Origin of the sequence: Paenibacillus sp. BGI2013, assembly GCF_002843485.1 — a bacterium.
GTDB lineage: Bacteria > Bacillota > Bacilli > Paenibacillales > Paenibacillaceae > Paenibacillus > Paenibacillus amylolyticus.
Window position 1 is genome coordinate 252,339 of record NZ_PJFA01000004.1, and the last position, 24,988, is coordinate 277,326.

General features: G+C 41.4%; 20 protein-coding genes and 1 pseudogene. 14 read left to right on the top strand and 7 right to left on the bottom strand.

Annotated features, from left to right (window positions below):
* The first annotated feature begins 387 nt into the window (after positions 1 to 387).
* Positions 388 to 549, top strand: coding sequence for a hypothetical protein (locus CXK86_RS32040; protein WP_180361753.1), 162 nt, complete (start codon positions 388 to 390; stop codon positions 547 to 549).
* 178 nt (positions 550 to 727) lie between these two features.
* On the opposite strand, the gene CXK86_RS12150 is transcribed toward CXK86_RS32040, so the two are convergent.
* Together CXK86_RS12150 and CXK86_RS12155 are read right to left on the bottom strand one after the other, a co-directional pair.
* On the bottom strand, positions 728 to 2,446 hold the full coding sequence (locus CXK86_RS12150) for an AraC family transcriptional regulator (protein ID WP_101313807.1): 1,719 nt from the start codon (positions 2,444 to 2,446) through the stop codon (positions 728 to 730).
* Positions 2,447 to 2,618: 172 nt separating this feature from the next.
* A complete protein-coding gene (locus CXK86_RS12155; RefSeq protein WP_101313808.1) occupies positions 2,619 to 3,569 on the bottom strand; it encodes an ABC transporter substrate-binding protein in 951 nt (316 codons plus the stop codon).
* Positions 3,570 to 4,070: 501 nt separating this feature from the next.
* Here CXK86_RS12155 and codB point away from each other — a divergent pair.
* Both codB and CXK86_RS12165 read left to right on the top strand, forming a co-directional pair.
* Positions 4,071 to 5,348, top strand: coding sequence for a cytosine permease (codB, locus tag CXK86_RS12160; protein ID WP_101313809.1), 1,278 nt, complete (start codon positions 4,071 to 4,073; stop codon positions 5,346 to 5,348).
* Positions 5,317 to 6,585, top strand: coding sequence for a cytosine deaminase (locus CXK86_RS12165; RefSeq protein WP_101313810.1), 1,269 nt, complete (start codon positions 5,317 to 5,319; stop codon positions 6,583 to 6,585). Before codB ends, CXK86_RS12165 begins: the two co-directional genes overlap by 32 nt.
* Positions 6,586 to 6,669: 84 nt before the next feature.
* On the opposite strand, the gene CXK86_RS12170 is transcribed toward CXK86_RS12165, so the two are convergent.
* Positions 6,670 to 7,794: a GerAB/ArcD/ProY family transporter gene (locus tag CXK86_RS12170; protein WP_101313811.1), complete on the bottom strand. Its 1,125-nt coding sequence runs from the start codon at positions 7,792 to 7,794 to the stop codon at positions 6,670 to 6,672.
* A 130-nt stretch (positions 7,795 to 7,924) separates the two neighbouring features.
* Between CXK86_RS12170 and CXK86_RS12175 the strand changes: the two genes are divergently transcribed.
* The 3 genes and pseudogenes from CXK86_RS12175 to CXK86_RS33005 all read left to right on the top strand — a co-directional run.
* Positions 7,925 to 8,887: a helix-turn-helix transcriptional regulator gene (locus tag CXK86_RS12175; protein WP_101313812.1), complete on the top strand. Its 963-nt coding sequence runs from the start codon at positions 7,925 to 7,927 to the stop codon at positions 8,885 to 8,887.
* A gap of 85 nt (positions 8,888 to 8,972) precedes the next feature.
* Positions 8,973 to 9,503 (top strand): VOC family protein, encoded by a 531-nt coding sequence (locus tag CXK86_RS12180; protein WP_101313813.1) that lies wholly within the window; start codon positions 8,973 to 8,975, stop codon positions 9,501 to 9,503.
* 171 nt (positions 9,504 to 9,674) lie between these two features.
* A pseudogene (locus tag CXK86_RS33005) lies at positions 9,675 to 9,986 on the top strand (thioredoxin family protein); the annotation flags it as partial.
* Here the strand turns inward: CXK86_RS33005 and CXK86_RS12190 are convergent.
* On the bottom strand, positions 9,869 to 10,498 hold the full coding sequence (locus tag CXK86_RS12190; RefSeq protein ID WP_101313815.1) for a GNAT family N-acetyltransferase: 630 nt from the start codon (positions 10,496 to 10,498) through the stop codon (positions 9,869 to 9,871). The pseudogene CXK86_RS33005 and the gene CXK86_RS12190 sit on opposite strands and share 118 nt — an antisense overlap.
* A gap of 173 nt (positions 10,499 to 10,671) precedes the next feature.
* Here CXK86_RS12190 and CXK86_RS12195 point away from each other — a divergent pair, with 173 nt between their 5' ends.
* From CXK86_RS12195 to CXK86_RS32045, 4 genes are all read left to right on the top strand, one after another.
* Positions 10,672 to 11,979 (top strand): AraC family transcriptional regulator, encoded by a 1,308-nt coding sequence (locus CXK86_RS12195; protein ID WP_180361755.1) that lies wholly within the window; start codon positions 10,672 to 10,674, stop codon positions 11,977 to 11,979.
* A gap of 146 nt (positions 11,980 to 12,125) precedes the next feature.
* Complete coding sequence (gene map / locus CXK86_RS12200) at positions 12,126 to 12,866, top strand: type I methionyl aminopeptidase (RefSeq protein ID WP_101313817.1); 741 nt, start codon at positions 12,126 to 12,128, stop codon at positions 12,864 to 12,866.
* A gap of 170 nt (positions 12,867 to 13,036) precedes the next feature.
* Positions 13,037 to 14,275: a DUF418 domain-containing protein gene (locus CXK86_RS12205; protein WP_101313818.1), complete on the top strand. Its 1,239-nt coding sequence runs from the start codon at positions 13,037 to 13,039 to the stop codon at positions 14,273 to 14,275.
* Between the two features lie 763 nt (positions 14,276 to 15,038).
* Entirely contained in the window at positions 15,039 to 15,188 is a 150-nt protein-coding gene (locus CXK86_RS32045) for a hypothetical protein (RefSeq protein WP_180361756.1), read from the top strand.
* A gap of 331 nt (positions 15,189 to 15,519) precedes the next feature.
* Here CXK86_RS32045 and CXK86_RS12215 read toward each other — a convergent pair whose 3' ends face one another.
* Complete coding sequence (locus CXK86_RS12215; RefSeq protein WP_036615694.1) at positions 15,520 to 16,377, bottom strand: LysR family transcriptional regulator; 858 nt, start codon at positions 16,375 to 16,377, stop codon at positions 15,520 to 15,522.
* Between the two features lie 138 nt (positions 16,378 to 16,515).
* Between CXK86_RS12215 and CXK86_RS12220 the strand changes: the two genes are divergently transcribed.
* The 3 genes from CXK86_RS12220 (at position 16,516) to CXK86_RS12230 (ending at position 19,956) form a co-directional block, all read left to right on the top strand.
* Positions 16,516 to 17,613, top strand: coding sequence for an NADH:flavin oxidoreductase (locus CXK86_RS12220; RefSeq protein ID WP_257467822.1), 1,098 nt, complete (start codon positions 16,516 to 16,518; stop codon positions 17,611 to 17,613).
* Positions 17,614 to 18,046: 433 nt separating this feature from the next.
* On the top strand, positions 18,047 to 18,934 hold the full coding sequence (locus CXK86_RS12225; protein WP_036671243.1) for an arginase family protein: 888 nt from the start codon (positions 18,047 to 18,049) through the stop codon (positions 18,932 to 18,934).
* 170 nt (positions 18,935 to 19,104) lie between these two features.
* Positions 19,105 to 19,956: an arginase family protein gene (locus tag CXK86_RS12230; protein ID WP_036616104.1), complete on the top strand. Its 852-nt coding sequence runs from the start codon at positions 19,105 to 19,107 to the stop codon at positions 19,954 to 19,956.
* Between the two features lie 386 nt (positions 19,957 to 20,342).
* Here CXK86_RS12230 and CXK86_RS12235 read toward each other — a convergent pair whose 3' ends face one another.
* Together CXK86_RS12235 and licT are read right to left on the bottom strand one after the other, a co-directional pair.
* A complete protein-coding gene (locus CXK86_RS12235; RefSeq protein WP_101313820.1) occupies positions 20,343 to 22,226 on the bottom strand; it encodes a beta-glucoside-specific PTS transporter subunit IIABC in 1,884 nt (627 codons plus the stop codon).
* Between the two features lie 227 nt (positions 22,227 to 22,453).
* Positions 22,454 to 23,296: a BglG family transcription antiterminator LicT gene (licT, locus tag CXK86_RS12240; protein WP_101313821.1), complete on the bottom strand. Its 843-nt coding sequence runs from the start codon at positions 23,294 to 23,296 to the stop codon at positions 22,454 to 22,456.
* Between the two features lie 272 nt (positions 23,297 to 23,568).
* On the opposite strand from licT, the gene CXK86_RS12245 reads away from it, so the two are divergent.
* Positions 23,569 to 24,891, top strand: a complete 1,323-nt coding sequence (locus tag CXK86_RS12245) for a 6-phospho-beta-glucosidase (RefSeq protein ID WP_076253107.1) — start codon at positions 23,569 to 23,571, stop codon at positions 24,889 to 24,891.
* The last annotated feature ends 97 nt before the right edge of the window (positions 24,892 to 24,988 follow it).

Sequence of the window (24,988 nt, forward strand, 5' to 3'; positions counted from 1 at the left end):
AACTTGCTTGTTATTTTACTATTCGAAGGAGATTCATAATGAGGTACTCTTGGTGGGAATTCACGTTTTATTTGGTTGTATTGATGTTTGTCTTGTTTATGCAAATAAACGAATATCCTCTATTTCTGATTGTGGGGGTTGTAGTCGTTACCATTCTTATCGCCTTTATTAAGCATGTTTTTTATCCTTTAGTATTTGATAAGCGTATAGATCGTTTAGAGTCCTTTTTATCAAAGCAGCAAAATACACCTGGGACATACATTATTTATGTTCTTGCAAACAGACTTGATGATGAGGTAGAACTAGTTATGGAGCAAATTATGCAGAAATATAAGCGAAGAACAACAAGCACAGTTCAAGGCAGCTTACGGATTATATCGCAAGGATATGTTTGCCATTCGGCAAGCTGTACCTCATATCGGCTTATCGGACTACCGTACATATTACGAAACCATTCTACTCTTGGAAGACGGGAAAAGTGAAGATGCGCGTGAAAGACTTCAATCCATTAAAAAACAGTGGATGCGATCAACATTGCTCGTGTATTGAACTCAAAGCAGAAAACCGCGATACCGCTATTCAGCACGCGCATGAAGCACTTAACTCTTCCAGAGGTGTTAATCGTTATGTTTTATATAAGGAATATGAAAGAGTATTACCAGAGGTAGTTGGACACATATCGTAAGATGGTGAAAATCTTTCGAAAAAATAAACCGTGCTTCACGGTTTATTTTTTTTCATTTGCTAGCAGAGGTGTGAGTCCATCCTTAGCAAAAATAGAGGGTAGAATCGTCAATAACCTCTCACGGGTAAGGGGATCATCGTAGTTCCAGCCAGCTTCTACTATATGTACTTTACTGGGTAACAACATGCCAACCAAACTTTGGAGCGGAGAAGGTATATTTACATTCATCTCCTCCTGAGGTACCATCACGAAGTTTCGGTCTCCACCGTATTGTGTGATTTTATTGTGATCGATTTGTATCCAAGGTCTGCCATTAATGATCAGTTGATTTACGGATTCGGTGGGTCGAAAGCCAAGTGATTCATACACGGTAGCGGCAAATCCCGTCTGTCCCATAACATATATGTTCTTACCCAGCACCAGATAGACAGTTGCTTGTTCTCCTGCAATATAATCATCCGCCAATTGTCGCCGGATCCTCCTGACACTTTCCTCATAGCGGTCGATCCACTGTTCAGCCGTTCTGCTTCGACCGAAAAGATCCGCAATATAACGAAGACGCTCAAAAGTGCTGGTTGATTCGCGATAAACGATGGTAGGTGCAATGGCATCCAGTCGAGGTAACTGTTGCTCACTATAGTTGCCTAGCAGAATAAGATCAGGCTTCAGCAGGCAGACTTGTTCCGGTGCGGCTTGCAGTCCAATGTCAGGGATCTGAAGCAGTTTGTTCCGATATATGACTTGTGATTTCATTGTAGTTATACCCGCACCGACTGGACGGATACCGATAGCAAGCAACTCACCAAGGGTATTGGTACCTGTGGCCACGATTCGTATAGCCGCATCAGGGAGCGAAATCTGCCTGCCGAGGGAATCGGTTATCGTTCTTTGCCTGGTACGTCTTAGTATATTGGCGTATTCCCGTGGAGGGTGTCCTGTGAGCTGATGAAAGCGCCGACTGAAATAATACTCATCCTTAAAACCGACTTGTCTGGATATTTCACGCAAGGTATCGCTAGAACTGGACAATAGCTTTTTGGCATGCTTGACTCTAAGCTCTGCCAGGTAATCGGTCGGCTTCTTGCCAGTAATCACTTTAAACAATTTGCTATATTGCCATCGAACCATGCCGGCCATTTCCGCCAAAAGCTCTACGGTCAGATCTTCGTTGTAGTGCTGCTCCATATAGCTGAGTGTACGCTGTACCGCTTGATCATTTTGCACTGGCGGAGCAGCGCTTTCTAGCTGAGCCATCAGGCTAAGTAGCAGTTGCAGCCGGGCCTGAGTAACTGCTGATTTTGAATGATGCGTAGGCGTGAATTTCTTCTCCTGCAACCGATTTTGCTTGTTGGATTGCAAAGGCAGCGGAGAAATCCAGTCTTCACTTGCAAACGCAAGTTTTATAGTAGAAAGAGACAGCCTGTAAGGAAAGCCCAGAATAAGAGGAGGGCAAGCCGGAAGCAGAGTCAACTGATCCACTTGAAAAGAAAGAAAGGTCAACCGGGCTACATGCGCTTGCTCTTTTATCGTTTTGAGAATGTAGGATTGCTGAGTAGGGAGCAGAATACAACTGCCTTGGCTCAGATCTTGGGAGATGTTGTTTGTTAACACCCGAATTCCATGATCCAGAGCAATAAGCAATGTATATTCATTGGCAGCGTTGCTCTTGATTGACGGATTATGATGATTGGTTTCCTGCAGTGGTGTGAGCTGAAGCAGATCATGCTGCTGCAGTTGGATGTAAAGGGAAGCCATTTGCATTCTGGAGCACTCCGATCTAGTGATAATAATTCTCAATTACTAGTTTACCACATTTTACACGTTAGATAATGTTTCGTTGCAGACATTATTACACGTAGCAGAAGTTTACAAAATCCAAAAATCCTCCATAACCCAAAGGGGTTGGAGGATTTTTGACGTTATCTATGCGATATTATTGATTCATCCATTTCGGTAGTTCATCAAGCAATTGCTCCAGTGCCAGCAGGTTGTCGGTATTCCAATCGGCTGATGCTGTGTAAACGTGTCCTTGCTGAACGGCCGGCAATGTTTTCCATAGTGTGCTCTGTAACAACCGATCAGATTCAGCTCGACTTTCGTCATTATCCAGCGTTAGGACAAAGAGATGATCTCCTGCATAGTCCGGCATTAGTTCTTCCGAAAGTTCGACGAATGTTAGCTCCTTGTCGATAATGTTTTGCTGAATTGCTGGTAGAATTGCAAATCCGTGCTCTTGATACAAGACTACACCCAATGAACGATTGCCCATCACATAGAGCTGTTTACCCAACTGCAAGAAGATGGTCGCTGTCTCGCCCTCTGCCACATTCAGCTTGTCCCACATCGCTTCCGCTTTTGTATCAAATCTGCTGATCCATTGCTCCGCCTCATCCTGTTTGCCAAAAATGTTGCCAAGTTCGCGTACGCGTTCCGTAAATGGTAACGCCGAGTTGAACGGAATGGTAGGCGCAATCTTCGAAAAAGCGGTGTTTCGGTCAGCATCTTGGTTATAACCATTCAAAATCAAGGCAGGCTGCAAGGCTGTTATTGCCTCCAAATCACCAGGATTTCCGACATCATCAATACCTTCTAATCGGTCTACAATATAGCTTTCGGAAGCATGAATCAGATTGGCTCCAACGACGGAAATATCCATGGCCAGGAGATCTCCAAGTGTTGAACCAAGATAGATCACCCGTTGCGGCTGAGTGGGTATTTCAATCACTTCGCCTGTTTGGGTTGTATAGCTTTTTGTCGTTTGTTCGTTGGTCTTCACAGCTTCTTGTGAAGGAGCGCTTTCCGAACGGCTACATGCTGCAAGGACGGATAGAAGAAGGAAGCATGCTCCCCATATGAATAGGTGTTTCTTAATTGTACTGTTCATCATTGTTTCCCCCTGAGTTCTCTTTTTCTCATTGATAACCATTATCAATTACAACGTAATTATAGGTGCCTTTTCAGCGGCTTACAATGAAAAAAACGCAGTGAATTTATTTGTACAAATGTCAATGCGTGCATCTATTTGTTCGTTGCTTTGTTTTCAATCCGCAGGTGTGTTGTCATCGGAGTATGCGTGATCAAAAACAGCTTGCTGTATAAGGAATTAATAACCTTTGGATAATAATGACATTGACAACTGCAGGTTTTTCCAAAATAATAGTATGTAATTGAATACTGGTACCTTTAATTCAGTCCAGAGAGGCTGGCAAGGGCAGCGGATTTCATAATCACGCGAGAATCAGGGCTTATCCCGTCATGGGATGCTCTGTGTCTTCGCGCGGATTATGATGCAAAAAGAGGCTACTTGTCAGTGTATAACTTGACGAGTAGCCTCTTTTTTCTGCTTTTTTTGGTATCAGATACACTTTACGTTGGGGGTATTCTGATGAGCAAACAAGATCAAGAGTTTTCATGGCAAGCTGTGCCGAAATCACAAAGAAACCACTTTTGGAAGACGTTATCCGTCATGCTCGGTTTCACATTTTTCTCAGCAAGCATGCTGGCAGGAGGCACGTTGGGCGTAAGCTTGACGTTCATGGAGTTCATTGGCATCGTGCTTGCGGGTAATCTGGTGCTCGGTATCTACACAGGGGCACTGGCACATATCGCTGCCAAAACGGGCCTGTCAACACATTTGCTCGCTAAATATGCGTTCGGTGCGAAAGGGTCGTATCTGCCTTCATTCCTGCTAGGCTTCACACAAGTCGGATGGTTCGGAGTAGGCGTAGCCATGTTCGCGATTCCAGTCGCCAAAGCCATGGATTGGAACGTGTACCTGCTAATTATCGTGTTCGGACTTGCAATGACGGCATCAGCCATCTTTGGCATGAAGTCACTCGTCATTCTCGGATATATCGCGGTTCCTGCGATTGCCATTCTCGGTGGTTACTCCATGTTCGAAGGTGCAGGTTCGCTGGGTGGTCTGCAAGGGTTGCTTGATTACATGCCGACTCAATCGCTTACCGCGGCGGCAGCATTAACGATCTGTATCGGATCATTCATAAGCGGCGGAACGCTGACACCCGATTTTGCCCGATTTTCCCGGACATCGAAACAGGCAGTTACCGCAACAGTGATTGCATTCTTCCTGGGTAACTCACTCATGTTTCTGTTTGGTGCAGTTGGTGCAATGGCATATAACTTGGCCGATATCTCGGAGGTCATGTTCCTGCAAGGATTGATCATACCGGCAATCATCGTTCTAGGCTTGAATATCTGGACAACCAACGATAATGCACTGTACGCTTCGGGTCTTGGTTTTGCGAACATCACCAAAATCTCAAAGAAATTCTTCGTCGTCGTAAACGGTATCGTGGGTACCGTATTCGCCATGTGGATGTACAACAACTTCGTCAGTTTTCTGAACGTACTGGGCGCGGCGGTACCATCGATCGGGGCTATTATTATCGCAGATTACTTCATTGTGAAACGTAGAAACTATAAGCCATTTGCCGACATGTCATTCAAAAATGTAAACTGGGTAGCGATGGTGGCTTGGGCCATCGGCGTGGCATTCGCTCAACTGGCTCCTGGCGTAACACCATTGAATGCACTACTTGGTACAGCAGTGGCCTATATCGTCTTGATGCTGATTGTTCCTGCCAAAGAAACCAAAGAAATGGGGAAAATAAATGATTATACAGAACGCAAAATTGCGGGGTAAAGAAGGACTATGGAATATCGTTGTGAAGAACGGAAAGTTTGAACGAATTACACAATCACTGGAAGTGACCGAGAATGAAGAGATCCTGGATGTTAACGGATCGCTTGTGCTGCCACCGTTTATTGAGCCGCATATTCATCTCGATACAACGCTCACTGCAGGCGAGCCGGAATGGAATCTAAGCGGAACGCTGTTCGAAGGCATCCAACGCTGGTCAGAGCGCAAGGCTTTCTTGACACATGAAGATGTTAAAACACGTTCCAAAACGGCACTGAAATGGCAATTGGCACAAGGTATCCAGCATGTACGGACCCATGTGGACGTTACCGATCCAAGCTTGATTGCTGTTAAAGCGATGCTTGAAGTAAAAGAAGAAATGGCTCCATATATGGACATTCAGCTTGTTGCTTTCCCACAGGAAGGCATTCACTCTTATCCAAACGGGGCAGAATTGCTGGAAGAGTCACTGAAAATGGGCGTTGACGTGGTCGGCGGCATTCCACACTTCGAATTCACACGGGAATACGGCGTTGATTCAATGAAAGTTGCGTTTGATCTGGCCGAAAAATACGACCGTCTGATCGATATCCATTGCGATGAAATCGATGACGAGCAATCCCGTTTTGTTGAAGTTGTTGCCAAGGAAGCTTACGAACGTGGACTGGGTTCACGAACAACGGCAAGCCACACAACAGCGATGGGGTCATATAATGACGCTTATACGTACAAATTGTTCCGTTTGCTGAAGATGGCTGATCTGAACTTTGTCTCCAATCCGCTGGTTAACATTCACCTGCAAGGACGCTTCGACACGTATCCGAAGAGAAGAGGGCTGACGCGTGTCAAAGAGTTGCAGGAAGCAGGTCTGAATGTGTGCTTTGGTCACGATGACATCTTCGATCCATGGTATCCGCTCGGTACAGGCAACATGCTGCAAGTACTGCACATGGGGATTCATGCTTCGCAGTTGCTTGGTTACGACCAGATCGTGAATTCGATCGACCTCATTACAAAAAACAGCGCAAGAACGTTACACATTGAGGATGTATACGGTATTGAAGAAGGTAAACCTGCTAACTTCATCGTACTTGAAGCAGAGAACGAATATGAGGCTGTTCGCAAACAAGCTGGCGTACTTTATTCCTACAGAGGCGGCCGTAAAATTGCGGAATCGAAGCCGCGGGACACATCCATCATTTTTGAAGGTGGTACAGAAAAGGTTACTTTTAATAAATAATGAAGAAAATATACTCCCATTAAAGTCGCTATTTTAGCGGCTTTTTTCTTTTTTTACTGTCTACATACAATAAGAACCAAACATTCAGCTTGTCTTAAGTGCTTCACTAGAAGCCTGCTTCCCGCCTTTTTTACGAACAAAACTAATTATTAGCAGTAGCAGTGGTAACAAGCCAAATAAAAAAATGGACATATTGCCAAGAAAATCACCCAAAGCTAACGTTTCCTCCAGGTTTTTAGGCAAGTAAGCAATTACATACAAGACTGGCAACATGGCGAATTGTATGCTCGTAATATTTTTGAGACGAAACAAATCTCGGATCCCGATTGCCGCAAAATAGTGTTTAAAAGCATAGGTTGCAAAGATCTGCATCAGCCAAAACACAATGAACAGCGATTCATATCGCTCAAAAAGAAACCCCTCAATTTCAAAACTTCGAACCATGTCGAACGTTGGCCACATTCGTGTTTGAATTCCTGGCAAAGATAAGTTTCCTACAACGGTAACAATCGTGACCAAATATATGATCGTACAACTAAGTATGCTGTATATAGCAGCTTTATTGCTCGCTTTCACGTCCACCATGTAAGCTGTGATGATGAGTAATACTTCATATCCAGAATAGGAGAGACACGAAGGTTTAAGACCTTTAAACACAGGCATGAATCCATCGCCCAGGAGTGGTCTGAGGTTATTAATTTCAAACATCTTGCTGCTTAAAAGGAAAACCAACGCTAACAACACAAGCGTAACGGGCAACACGATTGAAAAGACCCGGATGATGACCTTAAGACCACCCGTTAACATATAAATACCAATCCACAGACTGACCATAATGGTGACCCAAGTAGGCGTGCGCTCAAGGATGTACATACTTGTAATTTCGGCCATGACTCTAACTTCGAATGAACAAAGAACAACAAAATACACGATAATTAAAAGTCCCAATAGATAAGCAATCCACTGACCTGTGATTTCGGGTATAAATTCGAATACCGTTTTACCGGGGAATCTACGACACAAGGTTACAAGAAGAATGCTGATTGTGGTTACAATTAATCCTGATAAAATGACAGAAATCCATACATCTGGTGTCCCTACTGCTTTACTAATTGTGCGAGGGAGTGTTAGAATTCCAGCTCCGAGTATTGAATTGATAACTACAATAATGACCTCGGAGGTATTAATATTAGTTGTGGATTTCTTCATTGGCCTTCGCTCCAAACCGGAGAATATATTTCTAGGTAGTATCGCCCAACGAAGTTGTTTTATGTAAAATATGCTGTACTGATATAATGTAGAGATATCCAATAATGAACTGAAGATGAGGATGCAGGTTATGCCAAAGAACGATAATATGTTAGCCATTCTATGGATGCTGAATTCAGGCACCAAAGTAACTGCAAAACAGATGTCCGAAAAGTTAGAAATCAATATAAGAACCGTATATCGATATATTGATGCATTATGTGCCAGTGGAGTACCGATCATTTCCGATACGGGTCACAACGGCGGGTATAGCTTGCTGAATCAGCATATCAAGGCACCTCTGTTATTTGATATTGATGAAAAAAAGGCACTTCTCCAAGCTGCTGTGTTTGCAAAAGAAGCTGGATACCCTTTAAGTGAGGCATTGGACAATGCCACATCCAAATTGAAAATGTATACAAATCAGGATCAGGAAAACACACTTCGCCGTCATTTAGACGGGTTTAACGTTATCAATCGCATGGGAGATCCATCGGTTCAGCCGATCTTGGCGGAATTGGAGCAAGCCGTGGCTAATCATTGCTCTGTCGAAATTGATTATCTCAGAAGCCGTGAGGAACAACCCAAGAATAGAGTAATAGACCCATATGGAATGGTTTACTGGAATAATAAATGGTATACCATTGCGTTTTGCCACTTGAGAAATGAATTTCGCAGCTTTCGGGCAGATCGTATTCTGCGAATCAAGCTTACTCCGCTCCGCTTTAAGCGTTCGGAAGCTTTTTCAGCCCGTGAATTTTTTCTGCAAAATTTATTACCTGATGTAGGGGGCAAAGAGGGGTTAATCTCCTTGGTTATCGAAGGCCGATCAGAGGCATTGGATGACTTGGGGCTGCATTGGTTTATGGGACATTATCTGAAAGAGCGGACTTCTAATCAAGCCATCTTTTTATTTGATGAAAAATCAATTGATACATACGTCCCCTATTTTCTCCTATCCTATGGGAGATCCATTCAAGTCATCGAACCACAGCGCTTGAAGGACAGACTTGTTGCTGTTGTATCCGAGTTAATGGAGTACTATCAACTTTAACAGCTTCACTGACAGTAGATGTCAGTGAAGTTGTTTTATAATGATGACAATCTCGGATTACTGAGAAGGAAGGCGGAGTAGACATATGAGTGAACAGACAAAACACAAGGCAGTTTCAGGAAAATATACAAAGAAGGGTACACCTAACGGCGTTACATCGATTACCCCATTTATAACAGTGAAAGACCCTTCTGAAGCAATAGAGTTCTACAAAGTTGTTTTCAATGCAAGGGTGAAAGATATCACTGAGCATCCAGATGGAAATCGTAATAAGATTATTGTTCATGCCGAATTAGATTTTGGAAATGGTTTTTTACAGCTGGGGGCTGCAAACCCGGCATATCAATTGGCTTTGCCCCCAGATCAAGATCATGCATGTTATTCTTTAGGGATTTATGTCATTAATGTGGATGAAACCATTGCAACCGCCGTATCCAGAGGGGCGAAAGTAAGAGAAGAGATTATTAACTTTGCGTCTGGTGATCGATTCGGAAGTATACTAGACCCTTTTGGCGTACGCTGGTCTATTCTTACCCGGATTGAAGATTTATCGGAAGAAGAAAGTAGTCGAAGAGTCGCTGAGTGGGCCAAAAGCGATTTTTCCATGAACAGCTAGTTCGGAGCGCATCCTAAACATGGATGCGCTCGTTTTCTACTGTCCGTAATCCTATTCGTCTGTATCGGTCGAAGTATCCTCATTGAGCTTTTTATAATCCATTCCCCATGTTTCCATCACACTAATGAAAGGAGGGAACATGTTTAAGCTAAGGAAAACACGGAAGATGTTAAAGTTGTTATTGTTAAAGTTAACTTGGATGACAATGTGGAAATCCCGTCACGTTTTCAGATTATGAGCATTCCTGCAACCATTTTATTCAAAGATGGTAAGCCTGTTGAGCAAGAAATCGGTATGTTGTCATCAGAGCGTTTAAAGAAACGGTTGCTGTTATTAACGTGGACACAAGATCCGCTTGGCCTCCTTTATTCTGATTTGATTGATGAATGGGTGCTCGATAAGCATTTTTGCATAAATATCACTTTTTTGAAGCCTGCCTTCGCAGTGAACGGGCCCGATTTCAGTTCTTTTTTAAGCATATAACCGAACCGCTCATATAATTTTTGTGCTGAAGGATTCGTATCGACGACCTCTAGATTGATTATAGTAATTTGCTTATTTCTTGCGACTTGCTCCAACTTACTTAATAGCAATTTACCTATGCCATGACCACGTGCTTCTTCAGATACGGCAATAGGGTCAATATGCAATACATGTTCGTGATACAAATGAAATTTCAAATAAAACGCATAAAATAAAAATCGCCAAGTCGCTACCACTGGGGAGTACACGTTCCGAAAAGCTGCATAATTGGCAGGTGTGAACGCTTTTTTTCCTAAATTGTAACCGAGAAATCCTACTACTTCATCATATCTTAATGCGTAAATGCCCTGTTCAAATTGAATAGACTGAGCTAATAGTTCTACTGCTTGTTTTTTCGTTTTTGCATAAAACCAAAGATGTGTTACTTTCAATGGAAAAGCTTCGTAAAATAAATGAGCAACTTGTTCTTGTTGTTGTGCATTAAGTTGCTGTGTGATTTGAATTTGGTTCATTCATATCTCCCCAATCCTTCATTTAAGATTTTGTTGATGTTCTATCATTTATTTTCCTAAAATGCAGAAGCGTGGACAATTCACATTTCTTTGAGTTGTGGGTTCATTTCTTAGATTTCCTTTGTATGTTGCTTACGACTCGTTGGATTGGAGTGGAAGGAGGAGATCACAAGATGAGTGGTAGGGGTTATTTCACCGACAGTTCTCCCATGAACGTACAGTTTCTAAAGTTCAAAGATGAACCGTTCCGATGGCATAATTCCATTGAAGTGGTGATTATATTGGAAGGTAGCATTCATGTTGCCATTGCAGATGAGAAAAAAACATTAGGTGCTGGTACAATAGAAATTTTCAATATCAATCAAGTTCACCGTCTATGGCAGACCGATGAAAACAATGTCGTCCTCCAAATAAATATCGATGCTGCATTTGCAAAGGAATATTACCCTGATTTATCCTATGTCTGGTTTGCGCATGAATTTAGCCCTGGAGCATATCTAGGTTTAGAACGAGCAGAAGGAATCATTGAGGCCATATGCATGTTAATAACTCCAATTGTAACTAAGAGTGAGATGCCATTTTTCACGTTAAAGAATACAGTCGAACAGTTATTGGACCTGCTTATTATGAATTTTGATGCGAAAAGATTGTTCGAAGGGAACCCAACCAAGCTGCAACGAATAGGAAGAATATATGATTACTTATTCAATAATAGGGGGTTTATTAACAAGGCATCTTTGAATGATATCGCCAAGCACACAGAGGAGTATTTGAATTTGGATTATTTATCATCACAATTCAAGTTATTAATAGGAGATACGCTGCAAAACTTGCTTCATTACTTGCGCATTGAGCACGCAATCAAACAATTATTGACGACAGATCGAAGTCTGGTAGAAATATCAATTGAGAGTGGTTTTTCTTCACCCAGATATTTTTATCAACGATTTAATAAGATTTTCCCGGAAGGACCGAAAGCATTTCGTGAACAACATAAAAAGAAACAGGAGATGAAAGATCACTGTAGGGAAATCATCGATCCAGCATTAGTTTTTGCAAGACATCGTAGATTATTTGAAATTCCTGAGACGATAAACAGCGAACTAAATAAATGGATTCACATCGATATATTTGGACATGATGAACAAAATTCAACTTCTCCATATTTGATCAAGCTATCTGAATTAGTAAAAGGTGATTCACATGCGTATCTTAAGAAGATCCTTCAGGAAAATAACGTAAGCCCCAACAACATTTTTCGATTTGAAGAAACTTTGGATAATGCAAACCGTGACGATTTTCAAGTTTTGACATGGCTGCTCAACCAATTCAGGGAAAACGATATCTTGCCTGTATTTATCGTCAGGACTAGTAGTAACTCTATTCTAGAACAGATAACCACCATACAAGGACTACTTCAAAACTATACGCTCACTTATGGCGCAGAATATATGAAGGGATGGAGAATTGAACTTCAATAATACGAAGGTACAAGAGAATAACCACACTCATAATGTTGATAAAAAAGTTGCGAAGCTTTGCTGCTTTGGATATGATTATCTAATGTGCAATCAAAGATAACACTTATGTAATCAATTAATGATAAAAGATAGTGAGGTAAGAAAAAATGATCGCAAGAACAGAAGAAGATTTTAATGGCTTGAAGGAAATTGGCAAAATTGTAGCTTCTATTCGAGATGAATTGGTTCAAAGAACCATCCCAGGCGTAACGACTAAAGAACTTGATGATTTGGCAGGAGAGCTTTTTGAGAAAGCTGGCGCAGTTTCTGCTCCAAAAAGTGAATATAATTTCCCGGGATTTACTTGTATTAGTGTTAATGAAGAAGTGGCACATGGTATTCCGGGAGACCGGGTTATTCAAGAAGGGGACATCGTCAATATTGATGTGTCTGGCTCCAAGAACAGTTATTTTGCAGATACGGGACTCTCGTTTGTCGTAGGCGAAGGTGCAGAAGTGTTAACGAAAATATGCGACGTTGTTAAATTGGCATTTGAAGCAGGTCTAAAAAAAGCAAAACCGGGCTCCAAAAAAAGCGGGATCGGAAAAGCCGTATTCCAAACTGCTAGACAGCATGAATTAACGGTTATCAAAAACCTTACAGGACATGGTGTTGGACGTGGAATACACGAAGCACCTGACCACATCTATAATTATAATGATCCATCGGATGATGAATTGTTAAAAGAAGGTATGGTTATCGCATTCGAGCCATTTATTTCAACTTCAGAAGAAGAAGTAGTCCAAACTGGAGATGGCTGGACCTTTGTTACTAAAAACAGCTATGTAGCTCAAATAGAACATACCATTATCCTTACTAAAAATGGTCCGATTATTGTCACTCTTTAAGGTGTTCAAACTGAAAGTCGCTAAATTTAGCGACTTTTTTTGTTTTTGTTTTATTGGTACGTCAAAGTAAATCAAAATATAAACGTTCGCTTATTAATTTATGTTGAAATTATGGAAGGATTTAACGTATATTTAGATCTGATCTTTATGTTATAGACAGAGGTGATTGATTGAGCACATCAAAAAAGCGCGTTCAAGTCATTGATGGACTGCGTGGATTCAGTTTGGTCGGCATTGTGCTGGCGAATATGCTGGCTTTCCAATATGGAATGTATGGCCAGAGCAAACCCCAACTGTTCGGGATTGGCGGAGCAGATCAGGCTTTCCTCTCATTCCTGCTGATCACTGTGGTGGGAAGTTTTATGCCGATTTTTGCATTTATGTTTGGCTTTGGAATGGTTAAGCTCTCGGAAAGCCTAAAATCACGAGATTTACGACCAAAGTGTCATCTGGCACGCCGTTTTCTACTACTGTTTGGAATCGGATTACTGCACATCATCTATCTGTGGGAAGGGGATATCCTTACATTTTATGGTGTACTCGGTTTCTTCTTGCTCATGTTCCTTAATCGGAAGCCCAAAACGTTGCTCATATGGGCGGTACTGCTACTCATGGGAGCGGGCATACTTGGTCTCCCGGCATCTAATCCGATGAACCCGCTGGCGATTGAGTCCATTCATATGGAGAACTACATCATTCAAAGTCAGGATGTATACGGCAACGGCACATACGCGGAAATCAGGAATTTCAGTAATAACGGCGATCCATTCGGCGGGGATTTGGAGCTGTCATTTGCCCTGATAGCCCTGATGTTAGCACCACTCATGACGGTGCCGATGTTCCTGCTCGGCATGCACGCTGCCAGAATAGGCACGTTTAGCGATCCCCAAACGATGCGAGCTATATATCTTCGCCGGGCATCATTATTGATTCCGGTAGGTTTGATACTCAAAGCATACGGTGTATTGGCACCACAATTGGGTGCGGAAGGTTGGCTCGGAATCGGAATCGGGGGGACGCTTGGAGGAGCGTTGCTTGCACTCGGATACATATACGCATTCGCGCTGTTGTATGCTGGAAACCGCCGTTTCAGCCTGATGGGCAGGTTCGAGGCGGTCGGCCGTCTCTCGTTGACGAATTATCTGATGCAGAGCGTAATCTGTACAACAATTTTCTATGGATATGGCCTGGGACTGTTTGGAAGTGCTGGCGTGTTTATCGGAGCACTTATTGCGCTTGCTGTCTACGTTATTCAATTGTGGCTCAGTCCGCTATATCTTAAGAAATTTAGCAATGGACCTGTCGAGTATATCCTACGGATTTGGACTTATCTGTCCTGGAAAGGGCAGCCAAGAAAGAAGAAAAGATCGAATTTAACTACGAATGAAAACGCGCCTGGTGTTCAGTAAGCATAAAGTGTTATCGTGAAACGCAAAAAGAAGCTCGTTCCACCAAAAGAAAGGGCTTCTTTATGCCGTAACGATCATCTCCCTAATGTTTCCTGTTATAATTAGTAATTATTTATAGTTTCAACATATCAACCCTAATACATAAGCTAACTAATATAGTGCGGGCAGTGGTAACGTAATGCGAAATGAAAGATGAAGCATATACATTCAACTGTTTCCACTCAAGCTTGAAAGGATCATTATAGTGCTAAAAATAATTAATTTTCTTCTTTTCTTGCTGATCATTTGGGTAGTCATCTTTTATCCTTTTCGTTTTGCTTGGTTTGAAGGTTTGAAACAGATTCCTGCAGATCTTCATGTTATTTATTTACTTTTCTTGTTCTTTGGGTATCTGATCTGTTCATCGGCTATGGGACTTATGGTTGGCAAGATGTTTTTTAAACGAAAAGAACAGTGATTATGTGTAAGTATGGAGGTTGGAGAATTATGAAGTTACATACTAAAAGACTTTCTCAAGAAATAGAAGATCTGCACTCAGGGAAATATTTTTCATAGGATACTCTGCTGGAGATTAGGTATGCAAGAGTTTAAATCGTTGGTTTTATAATATCATTCAAAGTCGCTAAAGCAGCGGCTTTTTTTTTGTTTATTCATGTAATTGCCTATCTAAAAGGTTGAGGGGAAAGAACTTATTACAATGATCGATTAGATAATTTTTGCTTTGAATAGGTCTCCATTCGCATCAACTAGTGGGGTGGAAGCAATGAAGGAGTTTGCTACATTACAGCCTTACGCCTGTCCTGCCCAGATTATTGACTTGGGTAGTGACTCAACCAATCTGGAAAAGATTATGGATGCGAGACCTGATGTCATCCTAACCTTTAATGGTTCGGTCGATACCCATATATTATGAGTTGATGTCGAGGGACAAGAACATTGTGTCATTTCGGATTAGATTGAAGCGTGGTTGACCACTTTCTTGAATATGCCTTGGATGATTTTATGATTTGTATATTTTTTCCTATTAGATAAGTTGATACATTTACCTGAGGATTTGAGCCCCAGCGCTAATAAATGTTCTATCGTCGTTGATATTTAAAAATTCCTACTCAAAAATGTGAAAATGAAACACTTATTTTTAGTAGATATCCCAAGATTTTTTGAGTAAGGAGTTTCTATTATGCACATAATAATAAGCCAGCTATTATATTTAATAGCTGACTTTCTTTTTATTCAAAAGTGAGCTATTCCCAATTAGCTGCGTGTTTTTGAATTAGATTAATCATCTGTTTCATTGCAGGTGAAATCCACTTATCTTTGTGATATGCCAAATATGTGGATATTGTAGGGCGGTCAGACCCAACTTCTTCGCCTTGAAATTTTTTGGATTTTAATTCTTCTTTGACAGAAAAGTAAGGAACCATCGAAATGCCTAGTCCGTTTTTCACACATTGCTTAATCGCTTCGATACTTTGGAACTCTATACTGTTCATAACATCGACTTTTTTATAATTGATGTAATCCTTGAATACAGATTTGTAACTGCAGCTACGTTCCGTATATAACACAGTTCCTTTTGCATGGTTTTTCTCATGAGGGGGACTAATAAGGACCATTTTTTCTCTCACCAAACGTTCGCAGTGTAGTTCGGGAGCCCCCCATCCCTCTTTTTCTAAGGCAACAAGAAGGTCAATCTCACCATTTTGAACAGCTTGAGAGACATCTTGGTAGTCAAGTGATTTGAGCGAAAGATTAACTTGCGGATATTTCTCACCATACTCAACCAATAAAGAAGGGATGCGACAGATCATTAAGGATTCCGAAATACCTAGTGTCAAATTTCCCGAGGGCTCATCATTTGAAGTAAGTGCTTGCGTATACAACTCAATAATTTTATGAGCATACGGCAGAAATTGATGTCCGTATTGTGTGAGCACAACTTGTTTACCTAAGCGATCAAAAATAGGCTTACCGAACTCTTCCTCCAATTCTTTAATATGTGTCGTGACAGAAGATTGAGCATAACCGAGATGTTCAGCTGCTTTCTTAAATCCTCCTTTTTCAACAATAGTTTTTAATGTAATCAAATGGCGGAGTTCCATAGATACCCTCCTAAAGTGAGTTCATTTTTAATGAACTAAAGATTCAATAACATCAATTTTACTGTTCATTTCATTCATTTTATAATGTTCATATTCTGAAAGATATATAAACATAATTGTTAAAGGTGGATGGTTAACTTGGTACCAAAAAATAAATTGTTTGAACCTGTCAACGTTGGTTATAACTTTCTAAAAAATCGTGTAGGAGTAGCTCCAATGACTCGTACGAGTGCTACTCCGGAAGGTCTTGCCACGGAGCAGATGGCTGAATATTATGCGTCTTTTGCTCGTGGAGGTTTTGGATTTGTCATTACAGAAGGAACATACACAGATCAATTGTACAGTCAATGTTACTTTAACCAACCTGGCTTGATAAATGAAGAACAAGCTATTGCTTGGAAAAAAGTCGTGGATACTGTACATGAAGCGGATGCTGCAATTATAGTTCAGCTTGAGCATGCAGGAGCACTTTCTCAAGGAAATCGCTTCAGTTCCCATAACCTAGCTCCTTCAGAAGTGCAACCTAAAGGAGATCCTTTGGCGTTCTATGGTGGAGTTGATAAATTTCCTACTCCGATAGCTGCAACAAAGCAAGATACCGAACAAGTGATTCAGGGATTTGTGGAATCAGCAATCCGGGCAAAAGCAGTAGGGTTTGATGGTGTTGAAATTCATGGAGCCAATGGTTACTTGCTTGATCAATTCTTGACCGACTACACTAATGAACGATCAGATGAGTATGGCGGTTCGACCGAAAATCGGGTACGGCTTTTAATTGAAGTTTCATCTGCAGTCCGTAAAGCCGTTGGACCGAATTTTACAGTAGGTATTCGAATTTCTCAAGCCAAAGTCAATGACTATATCCATAAATGGGGTGGAGGTGAAGCAGATGCTAAAGTCATTTTCGGTGGATTAGGGCAAACCGGGCTTGATTACATTCATGTGACTGAATATAAGGCATGGAAGCCTGCTTTCGAAGAGAACGGGCCTTCATTGGTACAACTAGCTAAAAGATTTTCAGGTAAAATTGTCATTGCCAACGGTCAACTTGAAGATCCATTAAAAGCATCTGAAATCATCACTGATGATAAGGCTGATCTCGTGACATTAGGAAAGGGAGCTCTAGCTAACCACGATTGGGTTACTAAAGTTAAAGAAGGTAAGCTACTAGCTGAGATGAGAGAGGATAAGATACTGCGACCAGATGCAACGATCAAAAATTTTGAAATCCTTTAATGGGAACAGACAAAAGTATTTTACTCAATTATTTCAAACTGAGGATGTCATACTATCTGTGTAGAGCTCTCAATCAGTGGTATGCATTCTCGACACCAAATAAATGGCTTTCAGAACTTATTGAGCAATAATAATATTGCCATAGGTCGTTTTAAACGGATGACCTGTGGCAATTAAGGTAGAAAACAGACATTCAATTAGTGGGTTGCAATTATATACTAATTAATATTGGAAAATATCCATTTCAAAGTGATTTTAACGTTATTATTCAGATAACAACGAAAGATGTTTGTATCTTTGATACCGCCTGTGGAATTCATCTATAAGTTACACACTATCTTTTTGGAAAGTAACTATCATAAAAGTGCGTACTATTCATAATATGTGACTCATGTATACTAAATTGTACCCTCGATGTAAAGGAGAAAAGATCATGAAAAGCAAAGAAAATTCGACAACGTTGCGTATGTTAATGCCTCAATGGCAAGGGGGAGATAATCCTAATTACTCCTTTGGAGCTGAGCTTCTTGAATGGCTAGCTCCAGAGAATAATAAGCATATAACCGTTAAAGTACCTGTTTCAATGAGCGATGATACCCCCTTGGAAAAAGAGGAAGGTATTATAGGTGATATTGTGGGAAAAGAGCAATTATTAAATCAACTTGATGCGGCAAATCATTTAATCAAAGCATATCAACCAGACCGAATTGTCATGTTTGGAGGAGACTGTTTAGTGGAGCAAGCCCCATTCGCTTATTTAAACGAACGTTACAGTGGTGAGTTGGGATTACTTTGGATTGATGCGCATCCTGATATAACAACACCAAAAGAATACTACAATGGTCATACTTATGTATTGGGTAATCTATTAGGTGAGGGAGCTCCTGAATTCGCTGCTAAAGTAGATAAGCCTTTTCGTCCAGAGAACGTAATGATCGCGGGAATAGATCAACCGACTGGCCAAGAATCGGAACTAATTTCAAGATTATCAATTAAATCAGCGTCCAGTTCTCAATTAAAAGAAAGTAGCAAAACTGTGTTGGATTGGATCGAAACGAATAGGATTAAATATTTGGTGATTCATTTGGATCTGGACGTTCTTGACCCGAAAATTTTCAGATCATTGCTCTTTGCAAATCCGTTATCAGACTTAGAGATTGATTTTCCTATGGGCAAAATGCAACTTTTTGAGGTAGCAAAATTGATCAATGAAGTTAGTGATGTCACTGATGTAGTTGGTCTCGGGATAACCGAACATCTTCCATGGGATGCAATAAACTTAAAACAACTACTTCAGAAAATGCCTATCCTTAACGATTAAGATACTAATGCTTCAAAAGTATGCGCTTAATGAAAGGGACCATCGATATTAAGGAACAGAAGCACTTTCTTCATATAGTTAGTCTCCTTAGTAGCATTCATAAGAACTACATCTGTATTAGATAGGAGAACAAACAAGTGACTGATAATAAAACTGTTAAAACGTTACGCATGCTAATGCCCCAGTGGCAGGGAGGAAACAAACCAAGTTATATTCTTGGAGCTGAGCTCCTAGCATGGTTAGCTCCAGAAAACAATAATCATACGACAGTTAAAGTACCTGTATCCTATAGTGAAGATATGACTCTCCACACAGAGGAAGGTATTTTAGGAGGAATCGTAGGTAAGAACCAATTGTTGAATCAACTGGATGCAGCAACTCATTTAATTGAAGCTTATAAACCCGATCGAATTGTTATGTTTGGCGGGGATTGTTTGGTTGAACAAGCGCCATTCGCCTATTTAAATGAGCGTTATAATAGTGAAGTTGGACTATTATGGATCGATGCACATCCTGACGTGGCAACCCCAGAGGTGACGCCCAACGGGCATGCTCATATATTAGGAAATCTGTTAGGTGAGGGAGCGCCAGAATTTTCTCAAAAGGTTAAAAAGCCTTTCTTACCGAAGAACGTTATGTTAGCGGGACTTGTTCAAACAACTGAACATGAATCGGAACTTATTTCTAGGTTATCTATTAGTTCAGCAACTAGCGCCGAATTAAAGGATAATAATAAACCAATATTGGACTGGATTTCAGAAAATCAAATCAAATACGTAGTAATTCATTTGGATTTGGATGTACTTGATCCGAAGATTTTCAGGTCATTGTCATTTGCTAAGCCGCTGTCTGACAAAATTCATACTCGTATGGGTACGATGCAACTTACAGAGCTGATAACTTTAATACAAGAAGTTAGCTTGTTAACTACGGTTGTTGGACTAGGTATCACAGAACATCTTCCATGGGATGCTATAAACTTAAAAAATTTACTTAAGGATATGCCAATTCTAAAAAACTAAAAGAGAGTTTTTGAAAATTGGTAGATGTACTGATGATTATATATACTTGAGCAATTTTAGCTAATCGCTCATATAGATTAGAAATGTAAAAATCACAACAAAACTGCTTCGTCTTCATGAAACAAGGCGTTTGGTATTATCTAGTTAAGCGTGGAGTCAGAGATGCCTACTGGTCCAAGAGTTTCATCCGACATCGTGATTGGCAAACCGAAAACTTCCATGGGAATTTACAATTGTAGCTGATAAATAAACGGAAAGTGCTATCCAGAGAAAAACCACTCCTTTGCCGGAGTGGCTTCTTTGGATCATACGGAATAAGTGAATTAGTAGACAGTTATATAACCTGAAAATAGTTCAATTACCGACAGGTAATCCATCTCCAATCGTTAGACTACCGCCGACATTAGATAATCGCCTTGCTTCACTTCCTGTTCGGTAGTTTTTAACACGTCCAAGTAGTTGGCAGAGTTGGTAACGATGACTGAGGTGGCAGTGATGTAACCCGCTGTCCGGATTTGCTCCGCGTCAAACTCTACAAGCAGTTGCCCGCAAGAAACCCGATCGCCCTCTTTAACTTTTTTCTCAAAAAATTGTCCTTTTAGCTTTACCGTATTCACTCCAATATGGATCAGAAGCTCCATGCCACTGTCCGTGGTCAGACCGAGCGCATGACCGGTAGGGAATACGGTGGTTACGACACCATTGATTGGCGATACCAAAATTCCATCAGTGGGTTCAATGACAAGCCCCTGTCCCATGGCACCTGAAGAGAAGGCGGGATCAGGCAAATCTTCAAGTAGCTGAACACTGCCTTTCAGCGGACTCACAATGATTTCCTTGTTTAACCGAGATTCACTTGGCTCAATCGCTTGTTTTTCCTGTCCAGAAGTTTCAGTCTGCGGCTCCTCAACAGTAGCCTCAAGATCCTTGAATCCAAGCAGCAACGTGAGTAGAAAAGCCAGGACAAAAGATACGGAAACACCGATCACAACCGAGGCGAACCCCGTTGTTACGTAAGTAGGAAAAGCGAGCAGGCTGGGAAGTGAGTAAGCGACTGCCCGACCACCCCCGACTCCGATAATTGCTCCCCCTATCGCTGCGGAAATACATGCGTAAATGAACGGTTTTTTCAATCGTAAAGTAACCCCGTAAATGCCTGGTTCCGTAATTCCGAAAATTGCAGTAATCGTAGCAGATCCGGAAAGGGTTTTAAGCTGTGAATTGCGGGTTTTCAGCATAACGGCGAGCAAAGCACCGGCTTGAGCCAGCACGGCTACGGTCAACATCGGCCGCATTAAGTCATAGCCTATTGTCGCCAGATTATTAAGTGTAATTGGAAGAAAAGCCCAGTGAAGTCCAAAGATAACAATGACCTGCCAGAAACCACCAGTGACTGCTCCTGCCAACATTGGGCTGAATTGCATGAGTGAGGTAAAACCGCTAGCTAACCCCTGACTAACACTGTTGCCGATCGGTCCAAAAGCAAGAATGGTAAGCGGGACGACAATTAGAAGCGACAGCATCGGCACAAGAATATTGCGGATAGACTGGTGAATAATCGAGTTGAACCATTTTTCTATATGAGATTGAACCCACACCGCCAGAAGGATTGGAAACACGGTGGAAGTGTACATCACAAGCACTATGGGGATGCCTAAGAAATCATAAGTTTGACCGCTATTAAACGCAGCGGAAATGGTCGGAAAGACCAGGGCTCCTGCAATAGCCAAGGATACGTTCATATTAGCTTTGAATTTCCTTGCGGCAGTAACTGCCAAAAATATGGGCAAAAAGGTGAATACACTGCTTGATGCCGCGTTTAAAATTAGATAAGTTCCGGAGGTGTCATCTAGCCAGCCGAGCGCCACAGACAAAACAACCAGACCTTTGAGCAATCCAGCGCCAGCTAGCGCACTGAGCAACGGGGAAAAAACACTGGAAATAAGATCTACGGTTTTTCCGAATATTCCTGTTTTTTCTGCATTCTCTTTAGTATCCGTTTTGCTGCCGCCATCTTGAAGGTTGGTGTGCTCCATGATTCCTTCATAAACTGTGGACACGTTATTGCCGATGACGACTTGAAATTGACCGCCGCTTTTCACAACGGTGATGACTCCAGCTGTATTTTTCAACGCCTGTTCATCCGCTTTTGTATGATCTTTCAGGGTGAATCTAAGCCTGGTTGCACAGTGATATACATCATTCACATTAGATTCACCGCCAACAAGTTCAATAACACGTATGGACAGTTCTTTGTCTTTATTACTCATAGCATATTGCCTCCTTCATGATGGGTAATTGATCTCAGGTTGTGAGCTGTTCGTTCCTGATGTGCCGGCTTACATCGTTTCACTTCCAAAAAGCAGCAAAACCTGAACTCGTGGCAAAATAAAAAGAAAAATCATTTTGCCATCAGTCCAGGTTTTGCCTGCTTTACCAGTCACAATCCTTTATCCTAATGTGTTGTATATGAAGTTTTAGCTTGAAAGAAATAGGGCTATAAAGTGCTTCGTTCAGTAAGCCGCTGGATATGAATGGTTAAGTAAACGAATTCATCTTTGTTTAAGGACTGTACATACGTTTTTTCTAAGTACTCGTTGATCTTGCAAGTGCAAGAAAAGGCTCTGACATAAGTCTTTTTCACCTGCTGATATAAAAAATCTTCGCCGCTTTGGTGAATCTCGTGGCGCAATAAGCGCATGGCGAAATATTGAAGGTGTGTTAAAAAACGTGAATAATTTAAGCTCGATTCATCAAGAACAGTGCCGTAATGGTACGTGACGATTTTCAAAATTTCGTTGACAATTTCAGTCATCTTTATCGTCAATTTCATTTCAGTGCCGTCAAGTCGGGCATTGACTACATGTAAGGCGATAAAACCAGCCTCATCTTCGCCGAGCGAAACTCCAATCATGTCGCTGATTAACTGCAGTGCATCCAATCCGATACTGAATTCCGTTTTATAGAAACGTTTAATTTCGAACAGCATGGCATTTTTAATCTCCATACCTTTGTTCTTACGTTGGATGGCAAAACTGATATGGTCGGTTAACGACAGATAAATATTGTCGCTGAGTTCAGTACCAAGTGCATGGTTGGCGTGTTTTACGATCTCGTTCACAACTTCGAAATGAACGGCGGGTAATTCATGTATCAGTTCAGCCATTTTTACAGCAAATGCATGCTCGGCTAAATGGAAGATTTTATCGATCTTGTGTTCATCGACCTCATCACCTGCACTTTTTTGGAAGGAGATGCCTTTACCCATAACGATGACTTCCTTCCCCTTTGTATTGCGGGTCAGCAGAAGGTTATTGTTTAATACTTTTTCAATAATCATGTGCATCGGCTCCTTGTTTTCTGCAATATGCATAAAAAAAACCTAAGATAGTTCAAACGCCGCCAATTGGTTAACGGCATTCAAACTTTCTTAGGTATTGCCCGAATCAACGGTCACAATCCTTATTTGAGGTAACTATAGCACAAGTGATAAAGCGGTTTCAAGTTACAAATTAATCCCATTTAATTCCATTAAAAAAGTTCTTGACATGTAATGCATTACACAAGATAGAGTCCAAATTGAGAACACAATAGAACAAGGAGGACTTCAAAATGAAAAAGGGATTAAAAATTGTGACGATTGGCGGCGGATCGAGTTACACCCCAGAATTGATCGAAGGTTTTATCAAACGGCATCATGAACTTCCAATACGTGAATTGTGGCTTGTAGATATTGAAGCAGGAAGAGAGAAACTTGAAATTGTAGGAGCCATGGCTAAACGGATGGTAAAAGCGGCGGGAATCGACTGTGATATTCACTTGACGCTTAATCGAAGAGAAGCGTTGGCCGATGCCGATTTTGTCACCACCCAATTCCGGGTCGGCCTTTTGGAAGCTCGTATTAAGGACGAAACGATTCCGATTAGCCATGGGATGATTGGTCAGGAAACCAACGGAGCAGGTGGGATGTTCAAAGCATTCCGTACCATTCCGGTCGTTCTTGGAATTGTTGAGGACATGAAGGAACTTTGCCCAGATGCTTGGTTAATCAATTTCACGAACCCTGCGGGAATGGTAACGGAAGCTGTGCTCCAATATGGTAAATGGGAGAAGGTCATTGGTTTGTGCAATGTTCCGATTATCTCCTCCAAGAATGAAGCTGCTGTTCTGGAAAAAAATGAAGAGGAACTGTTCTTCAAATTTGCCGGTATTAATCACCTTCACTGGCACAAAATTTATGACCGAGATGGTAAAGAGCTAACTAAACAGGCCATCGAAAAGCTCTACGGTCCTGATGCCGAGCCAGAAAAAATGGTCGAAAATATAAAAAGCATGCGTTTCTTGTATGAGCAAATTCTCCAACTGGGTATGCTGCCTTGTCCTTATCACCGGTACTATTACATGACCGACAGCATGCTTGAAGAGGAAGTAGAAGCGGTCAATGGCGAAGGAACTCGCGGGCAGGTTGTGAAACGCCTGGAGGAAAGTTTGTTTGAACTTTATAAAGATCCTAACCTGAATTACAAGCCTAAGGAATTGGAAAAACGCGGAGGTGCTTATTACAGCGACGCAGCTTGTGAAGTTATTAATTCCGTATATAACAACAAGGGAACGCATATGGTAGTCAACACACAGAACCGCGGAGCAATTAGTGATCTACCATATAACAGTGCCATCGAAGTTACAAGTATCATTACAGCCCATGGTGCAGAGCCTGTTCACTTTGGCGCATTCCCGTCCGCACAAAAAGGGCTATTGCAGGTGATGAAGGCAATGGAGGAACTGACGATCGAAGCAGCGGTCACAGGAGATTATGCAACTGCTCTACAAGCATTCACACTTAATCCGCTCGTTACCAGCGGTGACATTGCTAAGGTAGTTTTAGATGAAATGTTGGAAGCGCATAAAGAACATCTTCCGCAATTTCACAAATAATTTATTTAGAGATTGAAGTCATTCAGGCCTGTCCCTCATATAGGGACAGGCCTGAATGTTGTTCGTTCATGAAGTTTAACGGGATGGAAGAGAAAAG